This is a genomic window from Burkholderia mycopellens (assembly GCF_964265025.1).
Classification (GTDB): domain Bacteria; phylum Pseudomonadota; class Gammaproteobacteria; order Burkholderiales; family Burkholderiaceae; genus Burkholderia.
Map to the genome: position 1 here is coordinate 1,506,020 of NZ_OZ183803.1, position 22,680 is coordinate 1,528,699.

Consider the following 22,680-nt stretch of genomic DNA (forward strand, 5'->3'; position numbering starts at 1 on the left):
TTCCTTTAGATAAAGCGGACGTCGCAGCTGCCGATGCCCGAGATCTGCATCGACAGTGCGTCGCCGGCCGTGACCGGAATCAGTTTCGCGAGCGAGCCGGACAGCACGATCTCGCCGGCGAGCAGCGGCACGTCGTAAGCGGCGAGCGTGTTCGCAAGCCATGCGACCGCGTCGGCAGGGTGGCCGAGTGCGGCGTCTCCGCGCCCTTGCGCGACGCGCTCGCCGTTTTTGTCGATCGTCATTTCGCACGCCGCGAGATCGAGCGTGCGCGGATCGACGCGCGCGTCGCCGAGCACGTACACGCCGCACGACGCGTTGTCGGCGACGGTGTCCTCGATGCGGATCGCCCAGTCGCGGATGCGCGAATCGACGATCTCGAAGCAGGGCGCGACGGCGGCCGTCGCGGCGATCACGTCGGTGCGGTCGATGCCGGGGCCGCGCAGGTCGCGCGCGAGGATGAACGCGATCTCGCCCTCGGCGCGCGGCGCGATCAGCGAATCGGCGACGATCGCTTCACCGGCCGCGTAGTGCATGCCGGACAGCAGGATGCCGAAATCGGGCTGGCGCACGTTCAGCATGTCCTGCACGGCCTGGCTCGTCACGCCGATTTTCTTGCCGACCACGGTCTCACCGTGTTCGACGCGGCGTTCGATGAAGCGCTGCTGGATGCGGTAGGCATCGTCGAGCGACAGGCGGCGCGGGCGGCTCGACAGCGGTGCGACCGGCGCACGCGCGTGCCACGCGGCGTACAGCTCGTCGCCGAGCGACGTATGCAGGCGGGAAGACATGAAAGGGCCCTCGAATCTCGAATGGAACAGGCCGCCGTTGCGGGCGGCACCGTGCGCCGGCGCGTGGGTCGCGGGCATGCCGCGCCGACAGGTTGCTTAGTTGCCCGAACTGCGTATCGCGTCCGGCGAGAAGTACGCCTCGTTGAACTGCGGGCTGTTGTCGAGCTTCGGCATCGGGCCTTCGTTCGTCAGGCGGTCGGCCATGTACGCGCCGGAGATCAGGTCGTGGTAGAACACGACGCCGGGGTAGAACACCTTCGCGTCATACGCGTACAGCGTCGTCGCGACGTTGGTGCGCCACAGCTGGCCGCGTGCGTCGTAGTTGTCGGCGAGCAGCGTCATCCACGAATCCTCGTCGATGTAGAGCACGCGCTTCGCATACTGGTGACGGTAGTTGCTCTTCAGCGTCGCCTGCAGCACCCACACGCGATGCAGCTCGTAGCGGATGTATGACGGGTTCTCGTGGCCCTTGGTCAGCAGGTCGGCGTACTTCACCGAGCTGTCCATCGCCTTGTAGTTGTCGTACGGCACGTAGATCTCGCGCTTGCCGACGATCTTCCAGTCATAGCGGTCGCCGGGGCCGTTGTACAGGCGGTCGTCGTCGACGGTGCGGAAGCCGCCCGGGCCTTGCGGCTGGTCGTAGCCGTACTCGGGCGCCTGGCGCACGCGGCGCGTGCCGGGGTTGTACATCCACGTACGCGACGAGTTGTCCGCGCCGGCCTTGTCCCAGTTCGTGAAGCCGACGATCAGCGAGCCGCGATCGGACAGCGGCAGCTCCGTCGCGTTGCGGTAGTACGTGCGGTTGTTCAGGTCGCTCTTCACGTCGAACTTGCCGGAATTGCGCGGCGAGTAGATGTCGTAGCGCACCTTACCCCACGCGATGTTGCCGTCCGAGTACACGACCGCCTGGTCGTAGGTCGCCTGCTCGGCGCCGATCGCCGACGAGAAGCGCTGGTTCCACAGCAGCTCGGCAGCGGTCTTCGGGATCGGGTACGGCACCGTGGGCGGCGCGTTCGTGAGGCCGTTCGCGTCGGACGTCATCGTCGAATCCGGCGCGTACGTGCGGATGTCCTTGTAGACGGAATCCGCGTAACGGAAATCGCGATGGCTCGGGTAGACGTTGATCTTGAACGTGGCCGGGTAGCGCTTGAACATCGCCTTCTGGCCGTCGGTCAGGTGCTCGGCGTACTGCGCCATGTTTTCCGCGGTGATCGTCGCGACCGGCTTGTCGTTCGCGAACGGATCGGGGTAGCGGCTGCCGCGCTTGTACTGCACGTCCGGCGGCGTGCCGAGCCACTTGCCCGACCACTCCGGCACGCCGCTGTCCTTGCTCGCGGCGCGTACCGCGCCCATCGGCGTCAGCGGGCCGTCGAGCGCCTTCAGGTCGTCCGGCGTGACCTTCGGGAACGACGCCGTCGCGACGACCGCGCACGCGGCCATCACCGACGCGCGCAGGAGGGGGAGATGAATGCGTTTCATATCGATCCTCATCTTGCTGAATGACGAGCGGCCGGGCCGCTCAGAAGTGGTAGGTCGCCGTGGCCAGCACGTAGTCGCGATCCGCGAGCGCGCGCGTGACCGGGTTCGGCGATCCGAGGAACTTCGCGTAGACGAGCGACAGCTGCAGGTTGCTCAGGCGCGTGAAAGTGACGCCCGCCGTCACGCGGTGGTCGCCCTGGCCCGTCAGCGAGCCGAGCGCACCGGCGAGCGGCGACGTGCCCGTCAGGTCGTGCGTGTAGGTCAGCGGCACGTCGAGATCCCAGCCGTTGAACACGTTCTTGTAGCTGAGCGTCCATGCGATCTCCACCGCGAGCGCATTGCGCGAATTCGCGAGCGTGGTCGAGCCGTCGAGTTCCGAAATGCCGCCGGCGTGCACGTACGTGAGTTCGCCGATCAGCGACTGCGAATTCGCGAGGAAGCTCGGCCCGATCGAGTAGATGCCGGACAGGTTGGTCTGCAGCACGTTCGCGCGGGTCGACTGCGGGCCCGTCGGCGTGTTGACGAGCACCGCCGCGCCCTGGCGGTACGACACTTCGCCCGCGACGTTCACCGGGCCGATCTGTGTCGAGAAGCTCGCGCCGGTCAGCTTGATGTTGCTGAAGTAGGTCTGCTGGTACTGGAGCGTCGGGAAGTACGTCGTGACGACGCTCGGGTTCATGTCGTTGTAGTGCAGGTGGTACAGGCCGAGCTCGGTGTCGCCGAGTACGCGCAAGCGCGCGCCGATCCCCCACTGGTTGCGGGCGCTCGGCTTGTCGTCGGGGCCGCGCGGAATGATCATCCCACCCGGGCCGATGATGAGCTGCGCACCGGGGCCCGTGACGTCGGAATAGCTCCAGTACGTGCCGGGTGCGGTCAGCCGGTTCTGCTGGAACGAGAACTGGTAGTAGCCGAGCAGGCTGAAGTTCGGCGTGATCTGCCACTGCGTCGAGATCTGCGGCACCGGCAACAGGATGTCCTTCACTTCGGCGCCGGCCATGTACGACTTGGTGGCGTCGGACGGCCCCTGTGCGCCCGCGATGTTCGGGAAGAACAGGCTCTCGCCCCACGCGACCACCTGGTCGCCCACTTTCACGTTCAGGCTCGTCGAACCGATCCTGAACGTGTTGTACGCATACGCGGCGAGCAGCGTCGTGTGGCCGCCCGACCAGTAGCGCGCGTCGCTCGTGAAGGTGTTGTACTGGCCCGACTGGTTCACGGTGCCCGGCGCGTCGTTGTAGTTAGGATGGCGATACGCCTGGTCGTAAAACGTATCCGCGCGCACGAACACGCCCCAGTCGTCGTGCTTCAGGTTCACTTCGCCGAGCAGGCTGACCTGGTTCTCGATCAGCTTGTTCTTCGCGAAGTTGCGGTCGCCGTCGTCGCCGTTGATGTTCGCCGGCGTGAGGAGATTGCCGCTCGGCGCACGCGTACGCATGCCGAGGCCGTAACTGAGCGTGAACGTGTAGTCCAGCGTCGTGTCGGCGCCCAGCTCGATCGTGCTGCCTGCATGTGCGCCGGGAGCGGCGCATGCCAGCAAAGCGGCGGCCAGCGTCGACAGCGTGGCGGTTGCCCGCTTGTCGGTACGGCGCGAAATCCGTTGATGCATGGTGTCTCCTCTTGGGGGTATCGACGACGGTCGACTATGTGTTGTCGTGAGAGGCAGAGTAGGGAGATCGCGGTAGCAGGGAATCGTCAAAATGAACTAGATGACTTCCCTAGCAGGCTGCTGAAAAGCGCCGCACCGTTTGTCATGCGTGCATCAGCGCGCGGCCGCCTGCGCGGCCGACAGGAACGCGGGCCGCTCGCCGCCGCCGTCGAGCCGCAGATTCGCGCCCGACGTGTACGACGCTTCGGGCGACGCGAGGAACAGGCATGCGGACGCGACGTCGTCCGGTGTCGCGAGCCGTCCGGCGGGAATCGTCGCGCGGATGGCGTCGAGCGCATCGTCGTCGCCGTAGTGGCCTTCGGTGGCCGATTCCGTCTGCACGAGGCTCGGGCTGATCGCGCCCACGCGCACGCGCGGCGCCCACTCGACCGCGAGCGACGTGACCGCGTTGACGAGGCCCGCTTTCGCGGCGCCGTATGCGGCCGTGCCGGGCGATGGCCGCGACGCGCTGATGCTCGCGATGAACAGCATCACGCCGCCGTCGGGCTGCGGCTGCATGATCGCGTTCACGCGCTGCGCGAGCTGCAGCGGCGCGATCAGGTTCAGCCGCACGATCGATTCAGTGAAGCGCGGCGAGGCATCGGCCGCGAGCGCGAACGGCGAACCGCCCGCATTGTTGACGAGCACATCGAGACCGCCCGCCGCATCGCGGATCGTCGCGAGCATCGCGTCGACCTGTTCGATGTCGCGCAGGTCGGCCGCGACGAATGCCGCCGTGCGACCGCCGGCCGACGGCGGTGTGTCGGGCGCGCTGCGTCCGCAGACGAACACGCGCGCCCCTGCCGCGAGAAAGCGCTCGGCGATGCGCCGCCCGATGCCTTTGGTGCCGCCCGTCACGAGCACCGTCTTGCCGCTGTAGTCGAATCCGTTCATCGTCGCCTCCGTTTCGGTGGGCCGATGATAGGAACAAGCGCGCGCGCCTTCGTAGTCTGAAAGGATGATGCCCGCTGGCGCCGGCGGCGCAATCATCGTGGCAGACATCCATCGAACGACGAAGGAGACAACCCGCGATGACGATCCCCACGACGCCGCCGGCCGGCATCTTCACCGACGTGCCGGGCGGCCTGCGCCTGCACCACTACGAGGCGGGCGAAGGCCGGCCCGTGGTATTCATCCACGGCAGCGGCCCGGGCGCCAGCGGTTTCAGCAACTTCAAGCACAACGTGCCCGCCTTCGCGGCGGCCGGCTATCGCGCGATCGTCGTCGACCTGCCTGGTTACGGGCAGTCGTCGAAGCCGTCCGACGTTGCCTATACGCTCGATTTCTTCGTCGGCGCGCTGCATGCGCAGCTGAACGCGCTCGGGATCGGTCCGGCCGTGCTGCTCGGCAATTCGCTCGGCGGCGCGATCGCGCTGAAGTACGCGCTCGACTACCCGGACGAAGTCGACGGGCTGATCATGATGGCGCCGGGCGGCGTCGAGGATCGCGACACCTATTTCCGGATGGAGGGGATTCAGCGGATGGTGCAGCTGTTCACCCATCGCCAGATGAATGACGACACGATGCGCGAACTGCTGACACTGCTCGTGCACGACCCGGCGCTCGTTACCGACGCGCTCGTCGCGGAGCGGATGACGGTGTGCGTCGAGCAGCCGACCGAAGTGCTGTCGACGATGAGCGTGCCGAACCTGACCGACGCGCTCGGCTACCTGCGTACGCCGGTGCTCGGTTTCTGGGGCACGGACGATCGCTTCAATCCGGTCGGCGGCGCGCTGAAGTTCCTCGAACGCTGCCGCGATGCGCGCTTCGTGCTGATGAACCGGTGCGGCCACTGGGTGATGGTGGAACACGCTGCCTATTTCAATCGGGAATGCCTCGATTTTCTTGCGACGCGCAATAAGCGATAACACCGGATGCCCCTGACGGCCGGCCGCTTTAAGGGCGGCCCGTCTGAACACCTGCATGGAGACGACATGAAGCTCATCGAAGACCTGTTCGACCTGCGCGGCAAGGTGGCCGCGATCACCGGCGGCGCGCGCGGCATCGGCGCGGAGACGGCCCGCACGCTGGCGGCCACCGGCGCGAGCGTCGCGATTCTCGACGTGCTGTCGCAGCCGGCGGAAGCGTTGGTCGAGGACATCCGCGCACAGGGCGGCCAGGCCGCATGCTGGTCGCTCGACGTGACGCACGAGGCCGACGTGGCGCGCGTGTTCGGCGAGATCGTCGCGCGCTTCGGGCGCCTCGACGTGCTCGTGAACAACGCGGGCATCGAAGGCCACAACGTGCCGACGCACGAGCTCACGCTCGCGCAATGGCAGCGCGTGCAGGACGTGAACGTCAACGGCGTGTTCCTGTGCACGCGTGCCGCGATTCCGCATATCGACGCGGCCGGCGGCGGCTCGATCGTGAACCTGTCGTCGATGTACGGGATCGTCGGCGGGCCCGACGTGCCCGCGTATCACGCGTCGAAGGCTGCGGTACGGATGATGGCGAAGGTCGACGCGATGCTCTACGCGGCGAAGAACATCCGTGCGAACTCCGTGCATCCCGGCTATATCCGCACGCCGATGCTCGAGGAAGCGTTTCGCCAGATGGGGCAGGACCCCGATCGTGCCTTCGAGTACATGCAGACCAATGTGCCGATGGCGAAGATCGGCAGCCCGCGCGACATTGCGGCCGGCATCCTGTATCTCGTGTCGCCGGCGGGCCGTTACGTGACGGGCGCGGAGCTCGTGATCGACGGCGGGTTTACCGCGCGCTGACGCGGCGCGCGCAACGGGACAGGAGTCAGGCAATTGAAAGCGCTCGTGGCAATAAAACGCGTGGTCGACGCGAACGTGAAGGTCGGCGTGAAATCCGACCGGACGGGCGTCGACATCGCGAACGCGACGCAGTTCGTGAGCCGTGACGTGACGAAGCTGGACCGTCCGGAACTCACGGGCGCGAGCATCGTCGTGTCGGGTGGCCGTGGCCTCGGTAGCAGCGAGAACTACGCGAAGGTGCTGGAGCCGCTGGCCGACAAGCCGAACGCGGCACTGGGCGCCTCGCGCGCGGCAGTCGACGCCGGCTACGTGCCGAACGACTATCAGGTCGGCCAGGCCGGCAAGATTGTCGCGCCGCAGCCGTACATCGCGGTCGGTATCTCGGGTGCGATCCAGCACCTGGCCGGCATGAAGGATTCGAAGGTGATCGTTGCGATCAACAAGGATCCGGAAGCACCGATCTTCAGCGTGGCCGACTACGGTGTGGTTGGCGACCTGTTCACGCTCGTGCCGGAAGCGGCCGCGGCGCTCTGACCGATGCCGCTGTTCGAATTCAACGGGATGCGCCCGCGCATCGACCCAACCGCGTATGTCGATCCGAGCGCGGTCGTGATCGGCGACGTGACGATCGGCGCGCGCTGCTACATCGGCCCGCATGCGAGCCTGCGCGGCGACTTCGGCGCGATCGTCGTCGAAGACGGCAGCAACGTGCAGGACGGCTGCGTGCTGCACGTCGGGATCGGCGAGACCTGCCGGCTCGGCGTCAACAGCCACCTCGGCCACGGTGCGATCGTGCATGGTGCGACGCTCGCGCCCGACACGATGATCGGGATGAATGCGGTCGTGATGGACGGCGCGACGATCGGCGCCACGACGATCGTCGCCGCGTGCGCGTTCGTGAAGGCCGGTTACGACGTGCCAGGCGGCGTGTTGCTCGCGGGCATGCCGGGGCGCGTCGTGCGGCGGCTGAGTGATGCGGAGATCGACGCGAAGGCGAACGGCACGCGGATCTATCAGCAACTGGCGGCGGACTGCCTGAGGACGATCAGGCGGATCGACGAGTGAGCGGCGGGCATCCGGGTGACCCAGGATGCGACGGATTGCCGGGCAGGTTGCCGTTGCCGTAAGATCGTCACAGGCTTTCCCACCGGCATCCGCATGACATGAAAAAGAACATCCGTTTGCGGCTCACAGTCATTGCGTCGGCTTTTGCCGTCTACAGCGTCTATATGCACATCCAGCAATTCATCGGTGGCTGCGTGTGGGTCAGGGGCCATCAGCGCTGCAGTTTCGAAAACAGCGCGAACTTCGAAGGCTGGATGGATCTCGACCTGATGATCGCCTGCTGCTGGGTCGCGGCGGCGGTGGTGGGCTGGATTTCCGTCTTGCAGGCCGCGAAGAAGCCGGGTTGATGGCTGGCGCTTTTTCCGCGTGAAAGCGATCGCTGTCGATCCGTGACAACGATCATCCGTGCGGCGGCGCCGCAATCGTCCGTGTCGCACCCGGATCCCCGTGCCGCGGGAGCAACCGGCCAACAGGATCGGGATTCTTTCGATCGTCGATGCATCGTCGGCGCAGACGCCGCTACGGGCCTCGATTTCCATCCGCCGCCATCGGCGGTCGTTGTGCTGATTCCTTCCGTGCCCGGATAATGATCCGGCGTCGCGCACGCCGCGCGAGGGGAGGCTCCCATGCAATTTCCGACGGGATCGGTGGTCGCGCTCAGTTCGGCCGCCGCGACGATGTTTTCGATGGGCATGCTGTTTCTCGGCTACTGGGGTTTGCACGAGCCGCTGCCGTGGCGGTTCGGCGACTACGTCGTGATCCTGCCCGCGCTGGCCGGCTTCGCGTGCCTTGCCAGCGTGCCGTTTCTCGCGACATCGCCGATGAAAGCGCCCGACGACGAGGCGCGGATGTTCGTCGCGCGGCGCGTGTTTCTGTGCGGCGCGAGTGCGGTGTGGTGTGCGATCGTCGCATCGCTGTTCGTGTGAGAGTCGGGCGGGAGTGGGTGAGCCGGCGTTCGCCGGCGCGGCCCCGTGCGAGCGTGTCGAAACGCCTTGCGTGCGTTCTTGACACACGGTTTTCAAGCGTCAACTCGGGCCGTCGTGGCGGTTTCGATTTCCCCGTGCATCGCACGAAGCGATGGCGATAGGGGCGGGACCGCGTCTTTCGTCACACGATGCTACGTAACGCAGGGCCCGCGTTACGCACGTGTTACCCGGGACGCGGGGTTGATCGCAGGAGTGGGGGCGAGTGCGGATGTCTCGCGTCGCCGCCCGGATGTTCGTTGGAACGCGGTAGTCCGGCGTATGTGTGAAGCCGTCGACGACGCCGATCGCATTGGCACGATAGATGCTTGTCGGGATGATCGAGCTGAAAAAAAGCGAACGGGGGCTTCCATGCAAAATCATTTCATCAAGGCGAATGCTGCGGTCGCAGCCATTGCCGCGGCTTGCGCATTGGCTGCGTGCGGCGGCAGCGACGTCACATCGCCGACGCCGGGCGGTAACAACGTCGGAACGACAAGTACGAGCGGCACGAGTGGGACCAGCGGCACGAGTGGGACCAGTGGCACGAGTGGAACCAGCGGCACGAGTGGAACCAGCGGTACGAGTGGGACCAGTGGCACGAGTGGAACCAGCGGCACGAGCGGAACCAGCGGTACGAGTGGAACCAGCGGTACGAGTGGAACCAGCGGCACGAGCGGAACCAGCGGCACGAGCGGAACCAGCGGCACGAGTGGAACCAGCGGTACGAGTGGAACCAGCGGTACGAGTGGAACCAGCGGTACGAGTGGAACCAGCGGTACGAGTGGAACCAGCGGTACGAGTGGAACCAGCGGCACGAGTGGAACCAGCGGCACGAGTGGAACCAGCGGTACGAGTGGAACCAGCGGTACGAGTGGAACCAGCGGCACAAGCGGCACAAGCGGAACCCCAGGCACCAACGGCATCATCAGCTCCGTCGGCGCGGCCGTCATTGACGCGGGCGTCACGATCAGCGGCGTGAGCCCGCCCGTGGGCAAGGGCGTGACCACCGGCCTCGGCGATACGGTCACGGGCGCCGGCACGATCATCCGCGACACGTCGAACGCCGTGAGCAACGGCATCGGCCAGATCGGCTTCACGGCGAACCCCGTCGGCACGACGGTTGCCGGGCTGGGCTCCATCGTCGGTTCGGTCAGCAACCCGGTCACCGGCCTCGGCGAAACGGTGAAGGCGCTCGGCACCGGCCCGCTGTCGCCGTTGGCGCCGCTCACGACGCCGGTCGGCGGCCTGCTCGATACGGTGGCGGGCGGCATCAAGACGGGCGGCACCATGCTCGGCTCGGCGCTTTCGTCGGGCCCGGTCCAGCAGACGACGCAGGCGATCAGCACGGCGATCACGCCGCTCGTCACGACCGTCGGCCAGGTCACGCAGCAGGTCGGCACGGCAACCGGCCTCGGGCAGCCGGTCGCCGGCCTGCTCGGGCAGATCGGCGGCGCGATCACGTCGGCGGGATGGAAGGTGACGTCCACGTCGCCCCAGCCGCTGGTCGGTGGCGTCGGCGGACTTGTTCGCGCGGTCGGCAACACCGTGACCAATGTGGGCGGCCTCGTGAACCCGAGCGGTGCGAACGGCGCGGTGCCGGTCGCCGGCCTGGTGACGAGCGTGGTCGGCGGCATGCCGGCGACCGTCCACGACGGTTCCGCGACCGGCACGGGCGGCGGCTCGCCGCTGGGTGGGCTCTCCAATCCGCTCGCGCCCGTGACGGGGCTGGTGGGCGGCCTGCTTGGCGGCTTGGCCGGCAAGTAGGCGATCGATTCCGATCGTCACGGCGGTAACCGGCCAAGCGAACCTCGGCCTCCGGTTACCGCCGGCCAGGATTGCTGGATGATCCCCTGCGGGAACCGGATCGGACGCGGCTGCTCGATGCGTCAATCGCGAACGACGTCGCGTTGCGACGGCGGCCGCGCCAGCCCGCGTGCGGGCAGCGGCGTCGACATCACGATCGACGTGCGTGTTTCGCCGTACAGGTTGATGCGTTCGATCAGTTGTTCGAGATGGGTCATGCTGATCGCGGCGAGCCGCATCATGTACGAGTCCGCGCCCGTCACGTGATGGCATTCGACCACTTCGGGAATGGTCTCCAGCAACCGGAGGAATTTCGCTTTCGCCGGCTGCGGCACCGTGATGCCGATCAGCGCGCTGACCGGATAGCCGGCCGCGGCCGGATTGATCCGGGCCGTATAGCCCTCGACGACCCCGGCCGCTTCAAGCCGCTTCACGCGCTCCGTCACCGCCGGCACCGACAGGTGCACCTGGCGCGCCAGCTCCGTGTAGCTGATGCGGCCGTTGGCCTGCAACAGCGTCAGTACCTTCCAGTCCAGATCGTCCATTGAGGCGGGATTTTTTAAGGTGGAGTGGCCATTTTTCCTTAAAAACCGCATTCAGCGATGACGGGACTTTCCCTACGATGCCTGTTCCACCCGTTGCATCTCGCAAGGAGCAGGCGATGCTGTTCATCAAATCCGTCGTGATGGGGTTGTCGATCGCGGTGCCGGTCGGGCCGATCGGCATGCTGTGCATCCAGCGCAGCCTGAGCCGCGGTTTTCAGGCGGGATTCGCGACGGGCGTCGGCGCCGCGTGCGCCGATGCGATCTACGGCCTGCTCGGTGCGCTCGGCATCGCGGGCATCGTCACGGCATTCCCGATGCTGACCGTCGGCCTGAAAATCGGCGGCGGCGCGTTTCTCGTGTGGCTCGCGTGGACTATCGCGCGCCAGGCGCCGGCCGCGTCGACCGCGCAACGCAACCTGCCGCGCACGACCGTGCTGCGCGATTTCGTGACGACGTTCGGCCTGACGCTGTCGAACCCGATGACGATCCTGTCGTTCGTCGGGATCTTCGCGGCGCTCGGCCCGCTGTCCGGGGCGCGGGAGGGGGCGATGTGGCCGGCCGTGGCGTCGATGGTCGCCGGCGTGTTCATCGGTTCCGCGACGTGGTGGCTGTGCCTGAGCGGTACGACCGCCGCGCTGCGCACGAAGATGTCGTTCGCGTTCATGCACGGGCTGTCGCGCGTGTCGGCCGCGGTCATCGCGGTATTCGGCCTGATTCAGGTCGTCGCGGGCGTGCGTGGCGTCGTTTAGGTCGATACGTCGTCGCGCGTGTCGCGTTGTGACCGGATGCGTCGAATCAAGTCATTGAGCGTCCCGACATCGAGGACAGCACGCGGCCATCCCCGGAGGGAGAGATTACGCGGCAGGCCGACGCAGCATTGCCAGCAACACGCCGAACCCGATCATCAGCGAACCACTGGCCCGGTTCAGCCACGTGAAGCCCTTGGGGTTCGTCGCCAGCGAGCGCAACCGTGCACCGATCACGGCGTAGGTCACGATGGCCACGAGTTCCAGCATCAGGAACGTCGCGCCGAGGGCAGTGAAGCTGAGGGCGTAGTGCGTTCGGTCGACGAACTGGGGAAAGAATGCCGTAAAAATCAGAATGGCCTTCGGATTGCCGGCCGCCACATAGAATTCCTGTTTGCAGTGCTTCACCAGCAAGTCCGCCCGGTCCTTCCGGGCCACCGCCGGCTCCGTCTCGACGACAGGCTGTTCGGCAGGCTTCGAACGCAGCAACTTGATACCTAGCCAGACGAGATAGGCTGCACCGCCGAACTTCAATACCGAAAACAAGGTTTCGGAAGCGAGCAACAATGCGCCGAGGCCGAACCCGGTAATCGCGATCATGATGGCAAACGCCGCGAGACGCCCGAACGATGCGGTCACCGAGTGCAGCACGCCGTTGCGTGCCCCGTTGGACAGCGAAAGGACGTTGTTCGGTCCGAAGGCCATATTGAGCGCAAAGCAGGCCGGCAGAAACAGCAGGTAGGTATGCAATGACATGTCGTGGATTTTCGTGGTTGTTTGCCGCAGTTTACAACGGCGAAAACGGCACCGCGATCCCGCTCGATGCGCGTACAGTCGCCTTGCTCGGGACGATCACCCCAGCTCGAACGACGTCACCCCGAAGACGCGATCGATTGCAATCGCCGGCGCGTCTTTCGTGTACATCCGGGCGGTTTCGAAGACGCTCGTCATGCCGTGCCGTTCCGCCAGCGCGACGGCCGCGGGGTTGGTTTCCGGTACGTCGAGCACGATGACCTCGCCGGGCATGCGCGCCGCCAGCGCACGAAATATCCCGGTGGCGACGCCGGCGTCATCGGCGAAGAGCGGGCCGATCTTGCAGCCGGTCTTGCAACGCCGCACGACACCGTAACCGGCGACACGGCCAGCGTCGACTGTCGCGAGCGCAAACGCATCCGGCTGCGCGATCCACGCGGAAACGAAACGCTCGCGCGCTGCGGGAAAACACTGGCGATCGTAAGCGAGCAATGGCTCGAACGGCACGTCGGCCGCTGCCGCTACATGCGCGCACCCGATGCCGTCCACGCGCCCCTGGTAGCGGATGTTGCGGTACGCGAGCCGAAACCCGGACTTCCGGTAGTTCGCCTGCTGGGCGACGACCCCGTCGAGCCCGATGTTGCGGTCTCCAAGGTAATGCATGCCGTGCTGCCAGATTCGCATGCCGAAGCCCTTGCCGCGAAACCCGGGTTTGACGATGTAGAGACCGATGAAGCCGAAGCGTTCGTCGTAGGCGACGGCGGAAAGGCACGCGACCGGCTCGCCGCGCCAGACGCCGACGAAAAAACCGGCCGGATCCGCTTCCCTGAAACACGACGGATCGTGCAGGCCGGGGTTCCAGCCTTCCGCAGCCGCCCATTCGACCGCCATGGCGACCTCGTCGGCCGACATGGTGCGCACGATGAAGTCTTCGCGTTGATCCATGGTTCGCCCCAGTCGCGGCGTAGAGGATTGCCGCGTCGCGTTACGGGATGGGCTGGGCATCGGGGAGGCGCCGGCAGGCGAACCCGTGGCTGCCGAACGAGTCATCATAATCCTCCCCAGAGCGGGAAGGTGACGCCGTGCCGTCGCGGGATACCTGGTGTTGGTCGAAGGGGATGCTTGTGGCAGCGCCCGGCGAATGTTTGGAATCAGATGTGGAACCGTCATCAAGATTGTTTCGATCCGAGGTGCGCTGCGATTGGCTCGTATCGGCTGCCATTTTCAGTCACTCGACATGGTCGTATAGTTCGTTGACAATCAGCTTTTCCGAAGTTGGTCGCGCTTGTTAAAAAAAGTCAACGGTATGTGTTTCAGTCGGCGCTATCGACAGCGATCGGCACCAGAATTACTCCGATCGCCATGCGGATGAGAAAAGCCGGAACAGGAGCAAGAATGCATATTGGCACATCGGCGTCCAACGCCCGTCGCGTAGTGTTCGGCGTCGCCGTGGCACTGACATTGTCGTGGCTCACCCCTGCGCAAGCGCAGAGCTGCGCACCGGATAGCGTGGCGCGCGAGTGCTTGCTGCAGCGTAGTCAAGATGAATTTCAGCAAGCAGACGACGAATTGAACCGCACTTACCAAAAGGTTTTGAAGTTGATGTCTCGGCCACGTGACGAGTACGTCAACTATCCGGTACTCAAGGTGAAATTTGTCGAGGCTCAGCGGCAATGGGTTCGTTTTCTGGGCAACGAGTGTACCGCTTGGTATCTGATAAACGAGGCGGGTGAAGATCGCAATCTTGATCTACTGACTTGCGAAATCGACAGAACACGTGATCGTACGCGTGAATTAAACGCGTGGCTTAAGCAAGTGAGTCATGATTAGCGTAGCGCTAGTGTTGTGAGTTAGAAATTCGTTGAATAAATTGCCACCTGTAGTAGTGTTTGGTGAATGCACGAACACGACGAGGCGGCGATGGGCGGACGACCGAAGGTGAGCGAATCGGAGCGCGATCAACTCACGGCCCTGACGATGCGACGTAAGGCGGCGCAGGCGTTGGTATTGCGAGCGCGGATCGTGCGGGCCTGTGCCGACGGCATCGACAACAAGACGGTCGCGGCGAAACTGCGGATCACTCAACAGACCGTCTCGAAGTGGCGTGGGCGCTAAGTGATGCATCGGCTGAGCGATTTCATCAATTCGTTGCATCGACGGGTTGAATCCGCAGCCATGAAGCGTCACTCGCCCGCACCGTCACTCGGACAATCAGACGTCGGGTTCCAACCCGGAAGCCGTCGTTCAGTTCGCGCTCGTCAACGCTGCTTCGTCGGCCATTGCTGACAACCAGACGCTGACGGCAGCCATGCTCGACAGACTGTTGCATCACGCGCACATCGTGCAAATCAGTGGCGAGAGTTAGCGCTTGAAGGACAAGCGAAAAGTAGGGCAGACGGGCACGCGGGCGAGCGCAACGGACTCCGTGTGACAAGGACCCACGTGGGGCGGTTTGACTTCGGCGACGCCTAGTAAAGTAGACAGGTACGAGCCGCACTTTGATAAGTTAATCTAAGCTCTGGCCCGTGAGGAAGTGAAATGTCGTTGACCTCTTTGGAAAATCACTTTTCTTCGAAACAAGGAGCGGTTATGAATTCGCTAGATTCATCTCTGCAGAGGAAAGTCAGTCTCACGCACGCATACGTGGTAAACAACGCGGCAAGGAACCAATACATGTCTTGGCAAGACATGAAGAATCCGTCGCCGTCCGTGGTGAAGGACAATATTCTTTCACGTCTTAATGGTTCCAAGGTAGGCGGCGGTTATGCCGTGGTCTGGGGTCCCGCTCTGGTTTTGGATGATACTCCCGAAAAATACGCGGCTCACATCACAGTGGTGCTGATTGGTGGGGCGAATAACGACATCGTCGTAGTGACGAGTGGGACCAACAAAGATTCTATTAGAGATTCATGGGATGATTTGTTGATTTTCCCGATGGTGCCGTTGCAGAACCTTATCAAGAGCTGCCCGGTGCCTGCGAACATATCGCCGGGGACCTATGCGGGCGTAAACGCGATATTGAATACGGCGTCTTCCATTGGTTCTCAGGGCACGCTTTCCGATTTTCTGGGAAAAATGCAAAGTGGTGCGACGATCAGATTGGTTGGCCACAGCCTTGGTGGTGCTCTCATGTCGGTACTCGCGCTTTATCTGAAAGACAAACTTCCAGCCTTGAATTTTTATTGTCAAACGTTCGCTGCGCCAACGGCCGGTGACGGCATTTTTGCGAATTATTTCAATAAACAAATGGCCGGTAATGCGCTGCGCGTATACAACACACTGGATACTGTTCCGATGTTTTGGTGTGAGACGTCTATGGATTTTTCTTTGACGCTATATGATCCCCCGGCTAACGTCATTGATCCAACGTTGAAGAAGTCGATTTTCGACAACATGGGTCTTATTGAAAGCAATAACTTGAACTATACGCAATGGGGCATGGGAGGCGCGGAAATGGAGCTCCGGCTGTGCGGCAAACCTAACTCCGACTACCAAACCTATGAGGGGCAGGCCGGATATCAGCACATCTACGAATACATTTCGTTGCTCGGATTGCAGCTTGGCGATATACCGATGCCGCCACCATCTGGCGGCTAGTGCGGCAGTCGAGCCGTCTATGTGGGGGCGTTTTAGAAAATCTATGGCCCCCCCATTTTTGCAGGACTGATTTTCGATGTCGTTGTGACCTGTCCGGGAATTTTCGGGGCCGCTTACCCAGGCCTTGCCGCACACCGCGCCAAGGCCTCCCCATCAACATGTCAGAACGTGTAACTAACCTTCCCGAACGCCGTCCGCCCAAGCGTGTTGTACCCGTACGCGGTCATATACTGCCGATCGAACAGATTCGACACCGTCGCCGACACGGTCAGGTGCGAATTGATCCGGTACGACGCGCGCAGCCCGACCGTCAGATACGAAGGCAGATAGGTCGAGTTCGCCGGGTCGTCGAACGTCGTGCCGCCATAAAGCAGCGATGCCCCGGTGCTCAACGCATGCAGGTGTAGTTCATCCCACGTGTGATCGATGTTGAGGCTGACCGTCTGGCGCGGCCGGCGGTTGAGCCACGAATCGTTGGTCTCGTCCTGCGGATTCAGGATCCCGACCGCGAGGCTTACCGGCGTCGAGCGGCCGATCGTCCCCTTGTACGACAGGTCGATCCCGCGAATATGCGCGCGGCCGATGTTGATTGGCGAGAACGTCGCCGGGTTGTACGCGATCAGGTTGCTGACGCGCGTGTCGTAGATCGCGGCTGTGAACGTGCCGTACGACGTGTTCGCGTCGATCGCGGCCTCGACCGAATTGCTGCGCTCGGGGCTGAGATTCGGATTGCCGTAGCCGGGGTAGTACAGGTCGTTGAACGTCGGCAGCCGGAACGCATTGCCGTACGACACGCGCGCCGTGTAGACCGGCGTGATCGCCCACGACAGCGCTGCGTTACCCGTATTCACCGACTGCCCGGCGATGATTTCATGACGCCCCGCGAGGAACATCGTCACGCTGCCGAGCGTCGTCGACTGATGCAGCGAGAACGCAGAATCGTTGCGCGTCGGCACGCCGTTCGGAATGTCGATCGGCAGGAATGCCTGCTCACGCGTGAAGTCGTACGCGAGCTTGGTTTCGCCCGACAGCGGCAGTCCGAACAGATGGAACCCGCGCTCCTGATGCGTCAGCGACGTCGACGTGCTGATGCGCTGCGAATTGATCTGGTCGGTCGGGATCGTCGGATCGTTCGCGTAGATGAACCCGCGATCGTTCGAATACCCGAACGACTGGTCGAACTGCGTGTCCGGCGTGATGTCGAGATGGAACGCGACACCGGTCGTCAACTGATGATCGAGCTGGCGGTTGCCACCGCCGAGATTATCGAACGACAGATCGGACCGGTGATACAGCGCGAACGTCGAGATCGACCAGTTGTCGCGCGCGTAGCCGAGGCGCGCATCGAGATCCTGCGCGTGGTACGGGTTGCGGCCGTCCTCATGCCCGTACGCGAAAGGCCGCGTCGAGTCGATGCCGGCCGTGTTGTACGAGTGCAGGCCGAGCGAGTACGTGAGCCCGCCGAGCGCGGCGAGCGGCCCGGTCGACGGCACCGTGCCCGACGTGCGCAGCTGCGTGTCGAACGTCTTGTTCGACCCGCCGCCGAACGACACGGTGGTCTGGTTCGGCTGGTTGGCCGCGCGGCGGGTGAAGAGCTGCACGACGCCGCCCATGGCATTGGCGCCGAACGACGCGGCGGCCGGCCCCGAGATCACTTCCACGCGTTCGAACGCTTCGGTCGGCAGATCCGCCCACGGCGCGATGCCGGTGGTCGACGAGCCGATCCGGATGCCGTCGATGAACACGGCGACCTGGCTGGCCGACGAGCCGCGGATGCTGACCGACGCGGATGAACCGGGCCCGCCGTTCTGCGAGACCGTCACGCCGGGCAGCGTTGCAAGCGCCTGCGTGATGCTCGGATCGCTCGGCGACAGCCGGTCGAGATCGGTGCGCGTGAGCACCTGGGTCGTCGCATAGCGCTGGTCGAACGACTCGGGCAGCCGGCGCGTGTCGGTCACGTTGATCGTCGGCAGGTCGGCGCTTTCGGCGGCCGGGGCCGGTTGCGAAACCGCGGCGTCGCCGGCTGCGTGGGCGAGGGGCGAGAGGAGCGCGGTCGCGGCGGACGTGGCAAGGAGGTGTCGAATCTTCATCTGGCTGTCGCTGTTGCCGGGCTGCGCATGCGTCGATCGTGAGCGGGCGGCGGGCAGCACCGGTTTTGTTATCGGTGATCGGGTTATCGCGCGACCGGGCCGGGCAGGCCCTTGTCGCGGGCGTCGGCGCGGCGCATGCCGGCTGACGCGATCGAGCGGGAACGGCGCGCGCGAGCAGGCGGGCCGTGCATGCCGGCGGCGTGCCGGTGCGACGCTTCCGGAGCGGAAGCGGATGCGGTAACGGTGGACATCGGGCGGATCCTGAGGTCGGGCCGTCCATGCAACGGGCACCGCCAAAGGCGGTGCTGGCGCATCGGGACACCCCGCCCGGTGCGGCTGCTTGGACCTCGGGTCGATGGCAGGTCTCCTGGCTCGCGGGTCCTGATTCGTGCCAGCCTTCCCGGTTTCCCAGTGGCATGCGGTGGCACGGATTCGCCGCTCACAGTTGCGGGGGCAGCCGCAGATTCGAGGCGCGGCCTCTCCTGCGTTCCCTTTTGATCCCGTCTCCGGGAACCATCAGCGCGCAAGGGTAATGGGCACGTCGGCGGCGCGTCAATCGTTCGTGTGCGTGCCGCCCGGAATGCGCGCGAATGGCAACAGTTCCTTTCTAATTTCTTTCAAATCGGTGCCGGAACGTGCATTGAAATGCGCTCAAGTCTGATGAATGGTGACGAGGTTACGCGATCGGAGGCGCCGGTTGCGCGGGCCACGGGCCGTCCCACGGCGGCGACTCGCCGAACGCCTCGACCAGATAGTCGACGAACCGGCGCATCTTGAGCGACACGTGGCGTGCACTCGGGTACACGGCCTGAATCGTCAGCGCTGTCGCGTGATAGTCGGGCAGCAGCGCGACGAGTTCGCCGCGCGCCAGATGGCCGCCGAACACGAAGGTCGGCCCGTAGGCGACGCCCGCGCCGGCCAGCGCGGCCGCCAGCAGCATCTGCATGTTGTTGGCGGACAGCCGGCAGGCGCCGTCGATCGCGTGCGCACGGTTGTTCGCATCGACGAGCGTCCAGTCACCGGCCGACACGGCTTCGCTGAACGCGAGCCGGTGCGCGCGCCGCAGGTCGTCGGGCGTGCGTGGCGTGCCGTGGCGCGCGAGATACGCGGGTGACGCGCACACCGTCATGCGGCACGGCGCGATGCGTCGCGCGACGAGCCCCGAATCGGGCAAGCGCCCGATCCGGATCGCGAGATCCGCGCCGATGCTCAGCAGGTCGGCATAGCGATCGTCGAGCAGCACTTCGACGTCGACGCCCGGATGTGCGTCCAGGTAGCGCGCGACCACGTCCCCCAGGTGCATCGCGCCGAACGTCACGGGCGCGGCGACGCGCAACACGCCGCGCGCGACGCCCTGCGAATCGCTCGCCTCGCGATTCGCCTCGTCGAACGCCTCGAGTATCCGCTTGCAGCGGTCGTAGTACGTATGGCCGACCTCCGTCAGGCTGAGGCGGCGCGTCGTGCGTTGCAGCAGCCGCGCGTTCAGCTCGGCTTCGAGCGCGCTCACGTACTTGCCGGCCATCGCCGGGGACAGCCCGTAACGCCGCGCCGCCGCCGCGAGGCTGCCCTCGTCGACGGCCGCCACGAACACGCCGATGCAGGTGAAGCGGTCCATGAACCCTCTCCTCGATTCGATAGCCTGATTATCGACTGCACGTCGCGAATCGCCAATTATCAAATCCGGTGCCCGTCTCTACGATGACGTCACGGTCGAACGCGGGCCGGGCCCGACCGGGCGAAGGCCGCGTTCCACCTTTCTTCATCACGTCTCGACGGAGCGGTCATGGCAACGGACATTCACGCAAACGGCATCCGGATTCGCGTCAGCGAACAGGGGCACGGCGAAGTAGCACTGGTTTTTCTGCATTACTGGGGCGGCTCGTCCCGCACCTGGCGATTCGTCGCGGACGAACTGTCCGACGCATACCGGACCGTCGCGACCGATCATCGCGGCTGGGGGCATTCGGAGGCGCCTGAAGCCGGCTACACGATCGCCGACCTGGCCGACGACGCGCAGGGCGTGATCGCCGCGCTCGGCCTGAAGCGCTACGTGCTCGTCGGCCATTCGATGGGCGGCAAGACCGCGCAGTTGCTGGCGTCGCGCCGGCCGCGCGGGCTCGAAGGCGTCGTGCTGGTCGCGCCGTCGCCGCCGTCGCCCATGCAACTTCCCGACGCGCAGCGCGCGGGCATGGCCGGTGCATACGATACGCGCGAGTCGATCGGCCAGGTGGTCGATCATGTGCTTGCCGGCAGCCCGCTCGAACCGGCCCGCCGCGAGCAGGTGATCGAGGACAGTCTGCGCGGGGCGCCGCAAGCGAAATTCGCGTGGCCGAACGTCGCGATGCGGGAAGACATCACGGCCGAGGTCGCGGCGATCGACGTGCCGGTACTCGTGATTGCCGGTGAGCGCGATCAGGTGGATCGCGTCGACACATTGCAGGCCGAGCTGCTGCCGAGAATTCCGCGAGCACGTCTCGAGATCCTGCCGGGTGTCGGCCACCTGTCGCCGCTGGAAGCGCCGGCCGCGGTCGCGGGGTTGATCCGCCGTTTCGTCGACGGGCTGGGCCACGCAGCGCGTACGCCGGAGCAGGTGCCGGCTGCATTCGACACGGCGTTCAATGCCGGCGACGCCGACGCGGTCGTCACGCTGTTCAGTGACGACGCGACGATGCGGATGACGAACGGCGAGATCGTCGCCGGCGATCGTGTGGCATTGCGGTCGCAATTCGCCGCGCTGCTGGCCATGCGTCCGCGGATCGTCAATCGGGTGCGTCGCACGCTCGTTAGCGGGGATGTCGCGCTGGTGCTGCTCGACTGGACGCTCACGATCGCGCGTCCGGACGGCATGGCGCGGACCGAAACCGGCACGGCGACGCAGGTGATGGCGCGAAGCGCGGGCGGCGGCTGGAAGCTGCGCATTTCGAATCCGCTGGGGCTCGACTGAGCGGGAGCGGAATACGTGGTCGTGCGCCGCGACTCCGTCGCGCGCGTGCCCGATGCGGTGAGCGTGGCGGAAGCCGCCACGGTGCCCAAGCCTGCGCTCGCCGCATGGGCCGGCCTGTTCGACGACGGCGCGCTGCGCGCGGGCTAGACCGTGCTGGTGCACGGCGGCGCGGGCGCGGTCGGCACGTTCGCGATGCGGCTCGCGGTGCATGCTGGCGCGCCCGGCGCGGCTTGCGCACCGCGATGACCTATAGCCGGATGCCGAGCGGCGGCGCGCTCGGCCGGATCGCCGGGCTGCTCGAAAAGCGCGCGCTGCGCGTGCCGCGTTTCGAGCGTATTCCGCTCGAACAGGCGGCCCGCGCACTCGATCTCGTTCAAACGGGCGAGGCAGAAACCAAGCTGATCCTTCATGTTGCGGATATCGCCGGCCGAGCGGCCCGTGCGCTCATCACAGGAGACAACGATGACCGACACCCAAACCGGCGTACTGGCCGGCAAGCGCGCGCTCGTGACGGGCGCAAGCCGCGGCATTGGCCGTGCGATCGCGCAGCGACTCGCATCCGAGGGCGCGACCGTCGTCGTGACGGCGCGCAGCAACGCGCGGTGCGTTCGCTCGACGGCCGCACGGTACCGCCGCCGGTGATTCCCGCGTATGCGCATCCCCACCTCGACCCGACAGGACTTTGATTGACATGACGAACTCGATTCGTTTCGACGGCGGCACCGCCGTGATCACCGGCGCGGCCAGCGGCATCGGCAGCGGGCTCGCACGCCACGCCGCCAGGCTCGGCATGCGCGTCGTGCTGGCCGATCTCGACCCGGCGAAGCTCGACGCATTCGCCGCGACGCTCGACACCGACGTCTTGTGCGTGCCGACCGACGTCAGCCGGCCGGAAGCCGTCGACGCGTTGGCGCAGGCCGCCTGGCAGCGCTTCGGCGGTGTCGACCTGCTGTTCAACAACGCTGGCGTGATGGCGACCGGTTTCACCTGGGAAATCACGCCGGAACGCTTCGAGCGCAGCTTCGCGATCAACGTGCACGGCGTGCTGAACGGGATCCGCAGCTTCGTGCCGCGGATGCTCGAGCGCAACGTGCCGGTGCGGGTCGTGAATACCGCGTCGGTCGGCGGGTTCCTGCCGAGCCCGCTGATGTCGCCTTACTCGGCGACGAAATTCGCGGTGGTCGCGCTGACGGAATCGCTGTATGGAGAACTGAAGATGTTGGGTGCGCCGGTCGGCGTGTCGTTGCTCGCGCCGGGCCCCGTGCAGTCGGGCATCTTCAACGACCCGTTCGGCGCGGCGCACGACCGGCCCGAAGTGCGCGGCTTCGTCGATACGATGCGCGCGATGCTGAACGCGCACGGGCTCACGCCCGACGCGTTCGCCGAGCGCGTGTTCGACGGTATTCGTGAAGGGCGCTACTGGCTGATTCCGCAACCGGAGACGATCGACGGCGCGCTGCAGCGGCGCACCGACGCCATTCTCGCTTCACGCGATCCGTCGCTGCCGTCGTTCTGAGGGCCGGGCGCGGCAGCCGCG

The 22,680-nt window shown here is 65.4% G+C and carries 21 protein-coding genes, 5 pseudogenes and 1 riboswitch; of the genes and pseudogenes, 16 read left to right on the forward strand and 10 right to left on the reverse strand.

The annotated features are described in order from the left end of the window. Positions 1–5: 5 nt before the first annotated feature. From dmpE to ACPTTC_RS25045, 4 genes are all read right to left on the reverse strand, one after another. Positions 6–788 (reverse strand): 2-oxopent-4-enoate hydratase, encoded by a 783-nt coding sequence (gene dmpE / locus ACPTTC_RS25030; RefSeq protein ID WP_423394356.1) that lies wholly within the window; start codon positions 786–788, stop codon positions 6–8. 96 nt (positions 789–884) lie between these two features. Then, positions 885–2,267 (reverse strand): DUF1329 domain-containing protein, encoded by a 1,383-nt coding sequence (locus ACPTTC_RS25035; RefSeq protein WP_423394357.1) that lies wholly within the window; start codon positions 2,265–2,267, stop codon positions 885–887. Between the two features lie 40 nt (positions 2,268–2,307). Further along, the gene (locus ACPTTC_RS25040) at positions 2,308–3,873 is read right to left on the reverse strand and encodes a DUF1302 domain-containing protein (protein ID WP_423394358.1); all 1,566 of its coding nucleotides are present in this window, start codon (positions 3,871–3,873) and stop codon (positions 2,308–2,310) included. Between the two features lie 153 nt (positions 3,874–4,026). After that, positions 4,027–4,806, reverse strand: coding sequence for an SDR family oxidoreductase (locus ACPTTC_RS25045; protein ID WP_423394359.1), 780 nt, complete (start codon positions 4,804–4,806; stop codon positions 4,027–4,029). Positions 4,807–4,943: 137 nt separating this feature from the next. On the opposite strand from ACPTTC_RS25045, the gene ACPTTC_RS25050 reads away from it, so the two are divergent. The 7 genes and pseudogenes from ACPTTC_RS25050 (at position 4,944) to ACPTTC_RS25080 (ending at position 10,429) form a co-directional block, all read left to right on the forward strand. Further along, positions 4,944–5,780, forward strand: a complete 837-nt coding sequence (locus ACPTTC_RS25050) for an alpha/beta fold hydrolase (protein ID WP_423394360.1) — start codon at positions 4,944–4,946, stop codon at positions 5,778–5,780. Between the two features lie 66 nt (positions 5,781–5,846). Next, on the forward strand, positions 5,847–6,635 hold the full coding sequence (locus tag ACPTTC_RS25055; protein ID WP_423394361.1) for an SDR family NAD(P)-dependent oxidoreductase: 789 nt from the start codon (positions 5,847–5,849) through the stop codon (positions 6,633–6,635). A gap of 117 nt (positions 6,636–6,752) precedes the next feature. Further along, positions 6,753–7,169: pseudogene (locus ACPTTC_RS25060) on the forward strand (electron transfer flavoprotein subunit alpha/FixB family protein); the annotation flags it as partial. A 3-nt stretch (positions 7,170–7,172) separates the two neighbouring features. Beyond that, a complete protein-coding gene (locus ACPTTC_RS25065) occupies positions 7,173–7,700 on the forward strand; it encodes a transferase hexapeptide repeat family protein (protein ID WP_423394362.1) in 528 nt (175 codons plus the stop codon). Between the two features lie 98 nt (positions 7,701–7,798). After that, complete coding sequence (locus ACPTTC_RS25070; RefSeq protein ID WP_175966154.1) at positions 7,799–8,047, forward strand: hypothetical protein; 249 nt, start codon at positions 7,799–7,801, stop codon at positions 8,045–8,047. A 279-nt stretch (positions 8,048–8,326) separates the two neighbouring features. Then, entirely contained in the window at positions 8,327–8,626 is a 300-nt protein-coding gene (locus ACPTTC_RS25075) for a hypothetical protein (protein ID WP_175966152.1), read from the forward strand. 408 nt (positions 8,627–9,034) lie between these two features. Then, on the forward strand, positions 9,035–10,429 hold the full coding sequence (locus ACPTTC_RS25080) for a collagen-like triple helix repeat-containing protein (RefSeq protein WP_423394363.1): 1,395 nt from the start codon (positions 9,035–9,037) through the stop codon (positions 10,427–10,429). A gap of 122 nt (positions 10,430–10,551) precedes the next feature. Here ACPTTC_RS25080 and ACPTTC_RS25085 read toward each other — a convergent pair whose 3' ends face one another. Then, entirely contained in the window at positions 10,552–11,013 is a 462-nt protein-coding gene (locus ACPTTC_RS25085) for an Lrp/AsnC family transcriptional regulator (RefSeq protein WP_226197568.1), read from the reverse strand. Between the two features lie 116 nt (positions 11,014–11,129). On the opposite strand from ACPTTC_RS25085, the gene ACPTTC_RS25090 reads away from it, so the two are divergent. Beyond that, entirely contained in the window at positions 11,130–11,762 is a 633-nt protein-coding gene (locus ACPTTC_RS25090; RefSeq protein ID WP_423394364.1) for a LysE family translocator, read from the forward strand. A gap of 105 nt (positions 11,763–11,867) precedes the next feature. Here ACPTTC_RS25090 and ACPTTC_RS25095 read toward each other — a convergent pair whose 3' ends face one another. Both ACPTTC_RS25095 and ACPTTC_RS25100 read right to left on the reverse strand, forming a co-directional pair. Then, positions 11,868–12,515: a LysE family translocator gene (locus ACPTTC_RS25095; RefSeq protein WP_175966143.1), complete on the reverse strand. Its 648-nt coding sequence runs from the start codon at positions 12,513–12,515 to the stop codon at positions 11,868–11,870. A gap of 96 nt (positions 12,516–12,611) precedes the next feature. Next, complete coding sequence (locus tag ACPTTC_RS25100; RefSeq protein WP_423395713.1) at positions 12,612–13,457, reverse strand: GNAT family N-acetyltransferase; 846 nt, start codon at positions 13,455–13,457, stop codon at positions 12,612–12,614. 450 nt (positions 13,458–13,907) lie between these two features. Here ACPTTC_RS25100 and ACPTTC_RS25105 point away from each other — a divergent pair, with 450 nt between their 5' ends. The 4 genes and pseudogenes from ACPTTC_RS25105 to ACPTTC_RS25120 all read left to right on the forward strand — a co-directional run bounded on the left by ACPTTC_RS25105 (position 13,908) and on the right by ACPTTC_RS25120 (position 16,109). Then, complete coding sequence (locus tag ACPTTC_RS25105) at positions 13,908–14,342, forward strand: lysozyme inhibitor LprI family protein (protein ID WP_423394365.1); 435 nt, start codon at positions 13,908–13,910, stop codon at positions 14,340–14,342. A 90-nt stretch (positions 14,343–14,432) separates the two neighbouring features. Beyond that, positions 14,433–14,624, forward strand: a pseudogene (locus ACPTTC_RS25110) (helix-turn-helix domain-containing protein); the annotation flags it as partial. Positions 14,625–14,781: 157 nt separating this feature from the next. Then, positions 14,782–14,877 (forward strand): annotated as a pseudogene (locus ACPTTC_RS25115) (ATP-binding protein); the annotation flags it as partial. Between the two features lie 308 nt (positions 14,878–15,185). Beyond that, positions 15,186–16,109 (forward strand): lipase family protein, encoded by a 924-nt coding sequence (locus tag ACPTTC_RS25120; protein ID WP_423394366.1) that lies wholly within the window; start codon positions 15,186–15,188, stop codon positions 16,107–16,109. A 161-nt stretch (positions 16,110–16,270) separates the two neighbouring features. Here ACPTTC_RS25120 and ACPTTC_RS25125 read toward each other — a convergent pair whose 3' ends face one another. The 3 genes from ACPTTC_RS25125 to ACPTTC_RS25135 all read right to left on the reverse strand — a co-directional run bounded on the left by ACPTTC_RS25125 (position 16,271) and on the right by ACPTTC_RS25135 (position 19,814). Next, positions 16,271–18,199 (reverse strand): TonB-dependent receptor domain-containing protein, encoded by a 1,929-nt coding sequence (locus ACPTTC_RS25125; protein ID WP_423394367.1) that lies wholly within the window; start codon positions 18,197–18,199, stop codon positions 16,271–16,273. Positions 18,200–18,282: 83 nt separating this feature from the next. Next, positions 18,283–18,450, reverse strand: a complete 168-nt coding sequence (locus ACPTTC_RS25130; RefSeq protein WP_226197560.1) for a hypothetical protein — start codon at positions 18,448–18,450, stop codon at positions 18,283–18,285. A gap of 89 nt (positions 18,451–18,539) precedes the next feature. Continuing rightward, positions 18,540–18,732: riboswitch (cobalamin riboswitch) on the reverse strand. A gap of 143 nt (positions 18,733–18,875) precedes the next feature. Then, positions 18,876–19,814 carry a LysR family transcriptional regulator gene (locus ACPTTC_RS25135; protein WP_423394368.1) on the reverse strand — a complete coding sequence of 313 codons (939 nt, stop codon included), beginning with the start codon at positions 19,812–19,814 and terminating at the stop codon, positions 18,876–18,878. A 168-nt stretch (positions 19,815–19,982) separates the two neighbouring features. On the opposite strand from ACPTTC_RS25135, the gene ACPTTC_RS25140 reads away from it, so the two are divergent. From ACPTTC_RS25140 to ACPTTC_RS25155, 4 genes and pseudogenes are all read left to right on the forward strand, one after another. After that, the gene (locus ACPTTC_RS25140) at positions 19,983–21,143 is read left to right on the forward strand and encodes an alpha/beta fold hydrolase (RefSeq protein ID WP_423394369.1); all 1,161 of its coding nucleotides are present in this window, start codon (positions 19,983–19,985) and stop codon (positions 21,141–21,143) included. Then, a pseudogene (locus ACPTTC_RS25145) lies at positions 21,144–21,571 on the forward strand (zinc-binding dehydrogenase); the annotation flags it as partial. It lies immediately after the preceding gene. Between the two features lie 34 nt (positions 21,572–21,605). Further along, positions 21,606–21,743 (forward strand): annotated as a pseudogene (locus ACPTTC_RS25150) (SDR family NAD(P)-dependent oxidoreductase); the annotation flags it as partial. 91 nt (positions 21,744–21,834) lie between these two features. Continuing rightward, positions 21,835–22,659 (forward strand): SDR family NAD(P)-dependent oxidoreductase, encoded by an 825-nt coding sequence (locus tag ACPTTC_RS25155; RefSeq protein WP_423394370.1) that lies wholly within the window; start codon positions 21,835–21,837, stop codon positions 22,657–22,659. Positions 22,660–22,680: the final 21 nt, after the last annotated feature.

Excerpts from the sequence above, each read along its gene's own strand:
- ACPTTC_RS25065 (WP_423394362.1), top strand. The coding sequence starts at position 7,173 with ATGCCGCTGTTCGAATTCAACGGGATGCGCCCGCGCATCGACCCAACC.
- ACPTTC_RS25100 (WP_423395713.1), bottom strand. The coding sequence starts at position 13,457 with ATGGATCAACGCGAAGACTTCATCGTGCGCACCATGTCGGCCGACGAG.
- ACPTTC_RS25040 (WP_423394358.1), bottom strand. The coding sequence starts at position 3,873 with ATGCATCAACGGATTTCGCGCCGTACCGACAAGCGGGCAACCGCCACG.
- ACPTTC_RS25035 (WP_423394357.1), bottom strand. The coding sequence starts at position 2,267 with ATGAAACGCATTCATCTCCCCCTCCTGCGCGCGTCGGTGATGGCCGCG.
- ACPTTC_RS25140 (WP_423394369.1), top strand. The coding sequence starts at position 19,983 with ATGGCAACGGACATTCACGCAAACGGCATCCGGATTCGCGTCAGCGAA.
- ACPTTC_RS25120 (WP_423394366.1), top strand. The coding sequence starts at position 15,186 with ATGTCTTGGCAAGACATGAAGAATCCGTCGCCGTCCGTGGTGAAGGAC.
- ACPTTC_RS25090 (WP_423394364.1), top strand. The coding sequence starts at position 11,130 with ATGCTGTTCATCAAATCCGTCGTGATGGGGTTGTCGATCGCGGTGCCG.
- ACPTTC_RS25095 (WP_175966143.1), bottom strand. The coding sequence starts at position 12,515 with ATGTCATTGCATACCTACCTGCTGTTTCTGCCGGCCTGCTTTGCGCTC.
- ACPTTC_RS25070 (WP_175966154.1), top strand. The coding sequence starts at position 7,799 with ATGAAAAAGAACATCCGTTTGCGGCTCACAGTCATTGCGTCGGCTTTT.
- ACPTTC_RS25125 (WP_423394367.1), bottom strand. The coding sequence starts at position 18,199 with ATGAAGATTCGACACCTCCTTGCCACGTCCGCCGCGACCGCGCTCCTC.
- ACPTTC_RS25105 (WP_423394365.1), top strand. The coding sequence starts at position 13,908 with ATGCATATTGGCACATCGGCGTCCAACGCCCGTCGCGTAGTGTTCGGC.
- ACPTTC_RS25050 (WP_423394360.1), top strand. The coding sequence starts at position 4,944 with ATGACGATCCCCACGACGCCGCCGGCCGGCATCTTCACCGACGTGCCG.
- ACPTTC_RS25155 (WP_423394370.1), top strand. The coding sequence starts at position 21,835 with ATGACGAACTCGATTCGTTTCGACGGCGGCACCGCCGTGATCACCGGC.
- ACPTTC_RS25055 (WP_423394361.1), top strand. The coding sequence starts at position 5,847 with ATGAAGCTCATCGAAGACCTGTTCGACCTGCGCGGCAAGGTGGCCGCG.
- ACPTTC_RS25130 (WP_226197560.1), bottom strand. The coding sequence starts at position 18,450 with ATGTCCACCGTTACCGCATCCGCTTCCGCTCCGGAAGCGTCGCACCGG.
- ACPTTC_RS25045 (WP_423394359.1), bottom strand. The coding sequence starts at position 4,806 with ATGAACGGATTCGACTACAGCGGCAAGACGGTGCTCGTGACGGGCGGC.
- ACPTTC_RS25075 (WP_175966152.1), top strand. The coding sequence starts at position 8,327 with ATGCAATTTCCGACGGGATCGGTGGTCGCGCTCAGTTCGGCCGCCGCG.
- ACPTTC_RS25085 (WP_226197568.1), bottom strand. The coding sequence starts at position 11,013 with ATGGACGATCTGGACTGGAAGGTACTGACGCTGTTGCAGGCCAACGGC.
- ACPTTC_RS25135 (WP_423394368.1), bottom strand. The coding sequence starts at position 19,814 with ATGGACCGCTTCACCTGCATCGGCGTGTTCGTGGCGGCCGTCGACGAG.
- ACPTTC_RS25080 (WP_423394363.1), top strand. The coding sequence starts at position 9,035 with ATGCAAAATCATTTCATCAAGGCGAATGCTGCGGTCGCAGCCATTGCC.
- dmpE (WP_423394356.1), bottom strand. The coding sequence starts at position 788 with ATGTCTTCCCGCCTGCATACGTCGCTCGGCGACGAGCTGTACGCCGCG.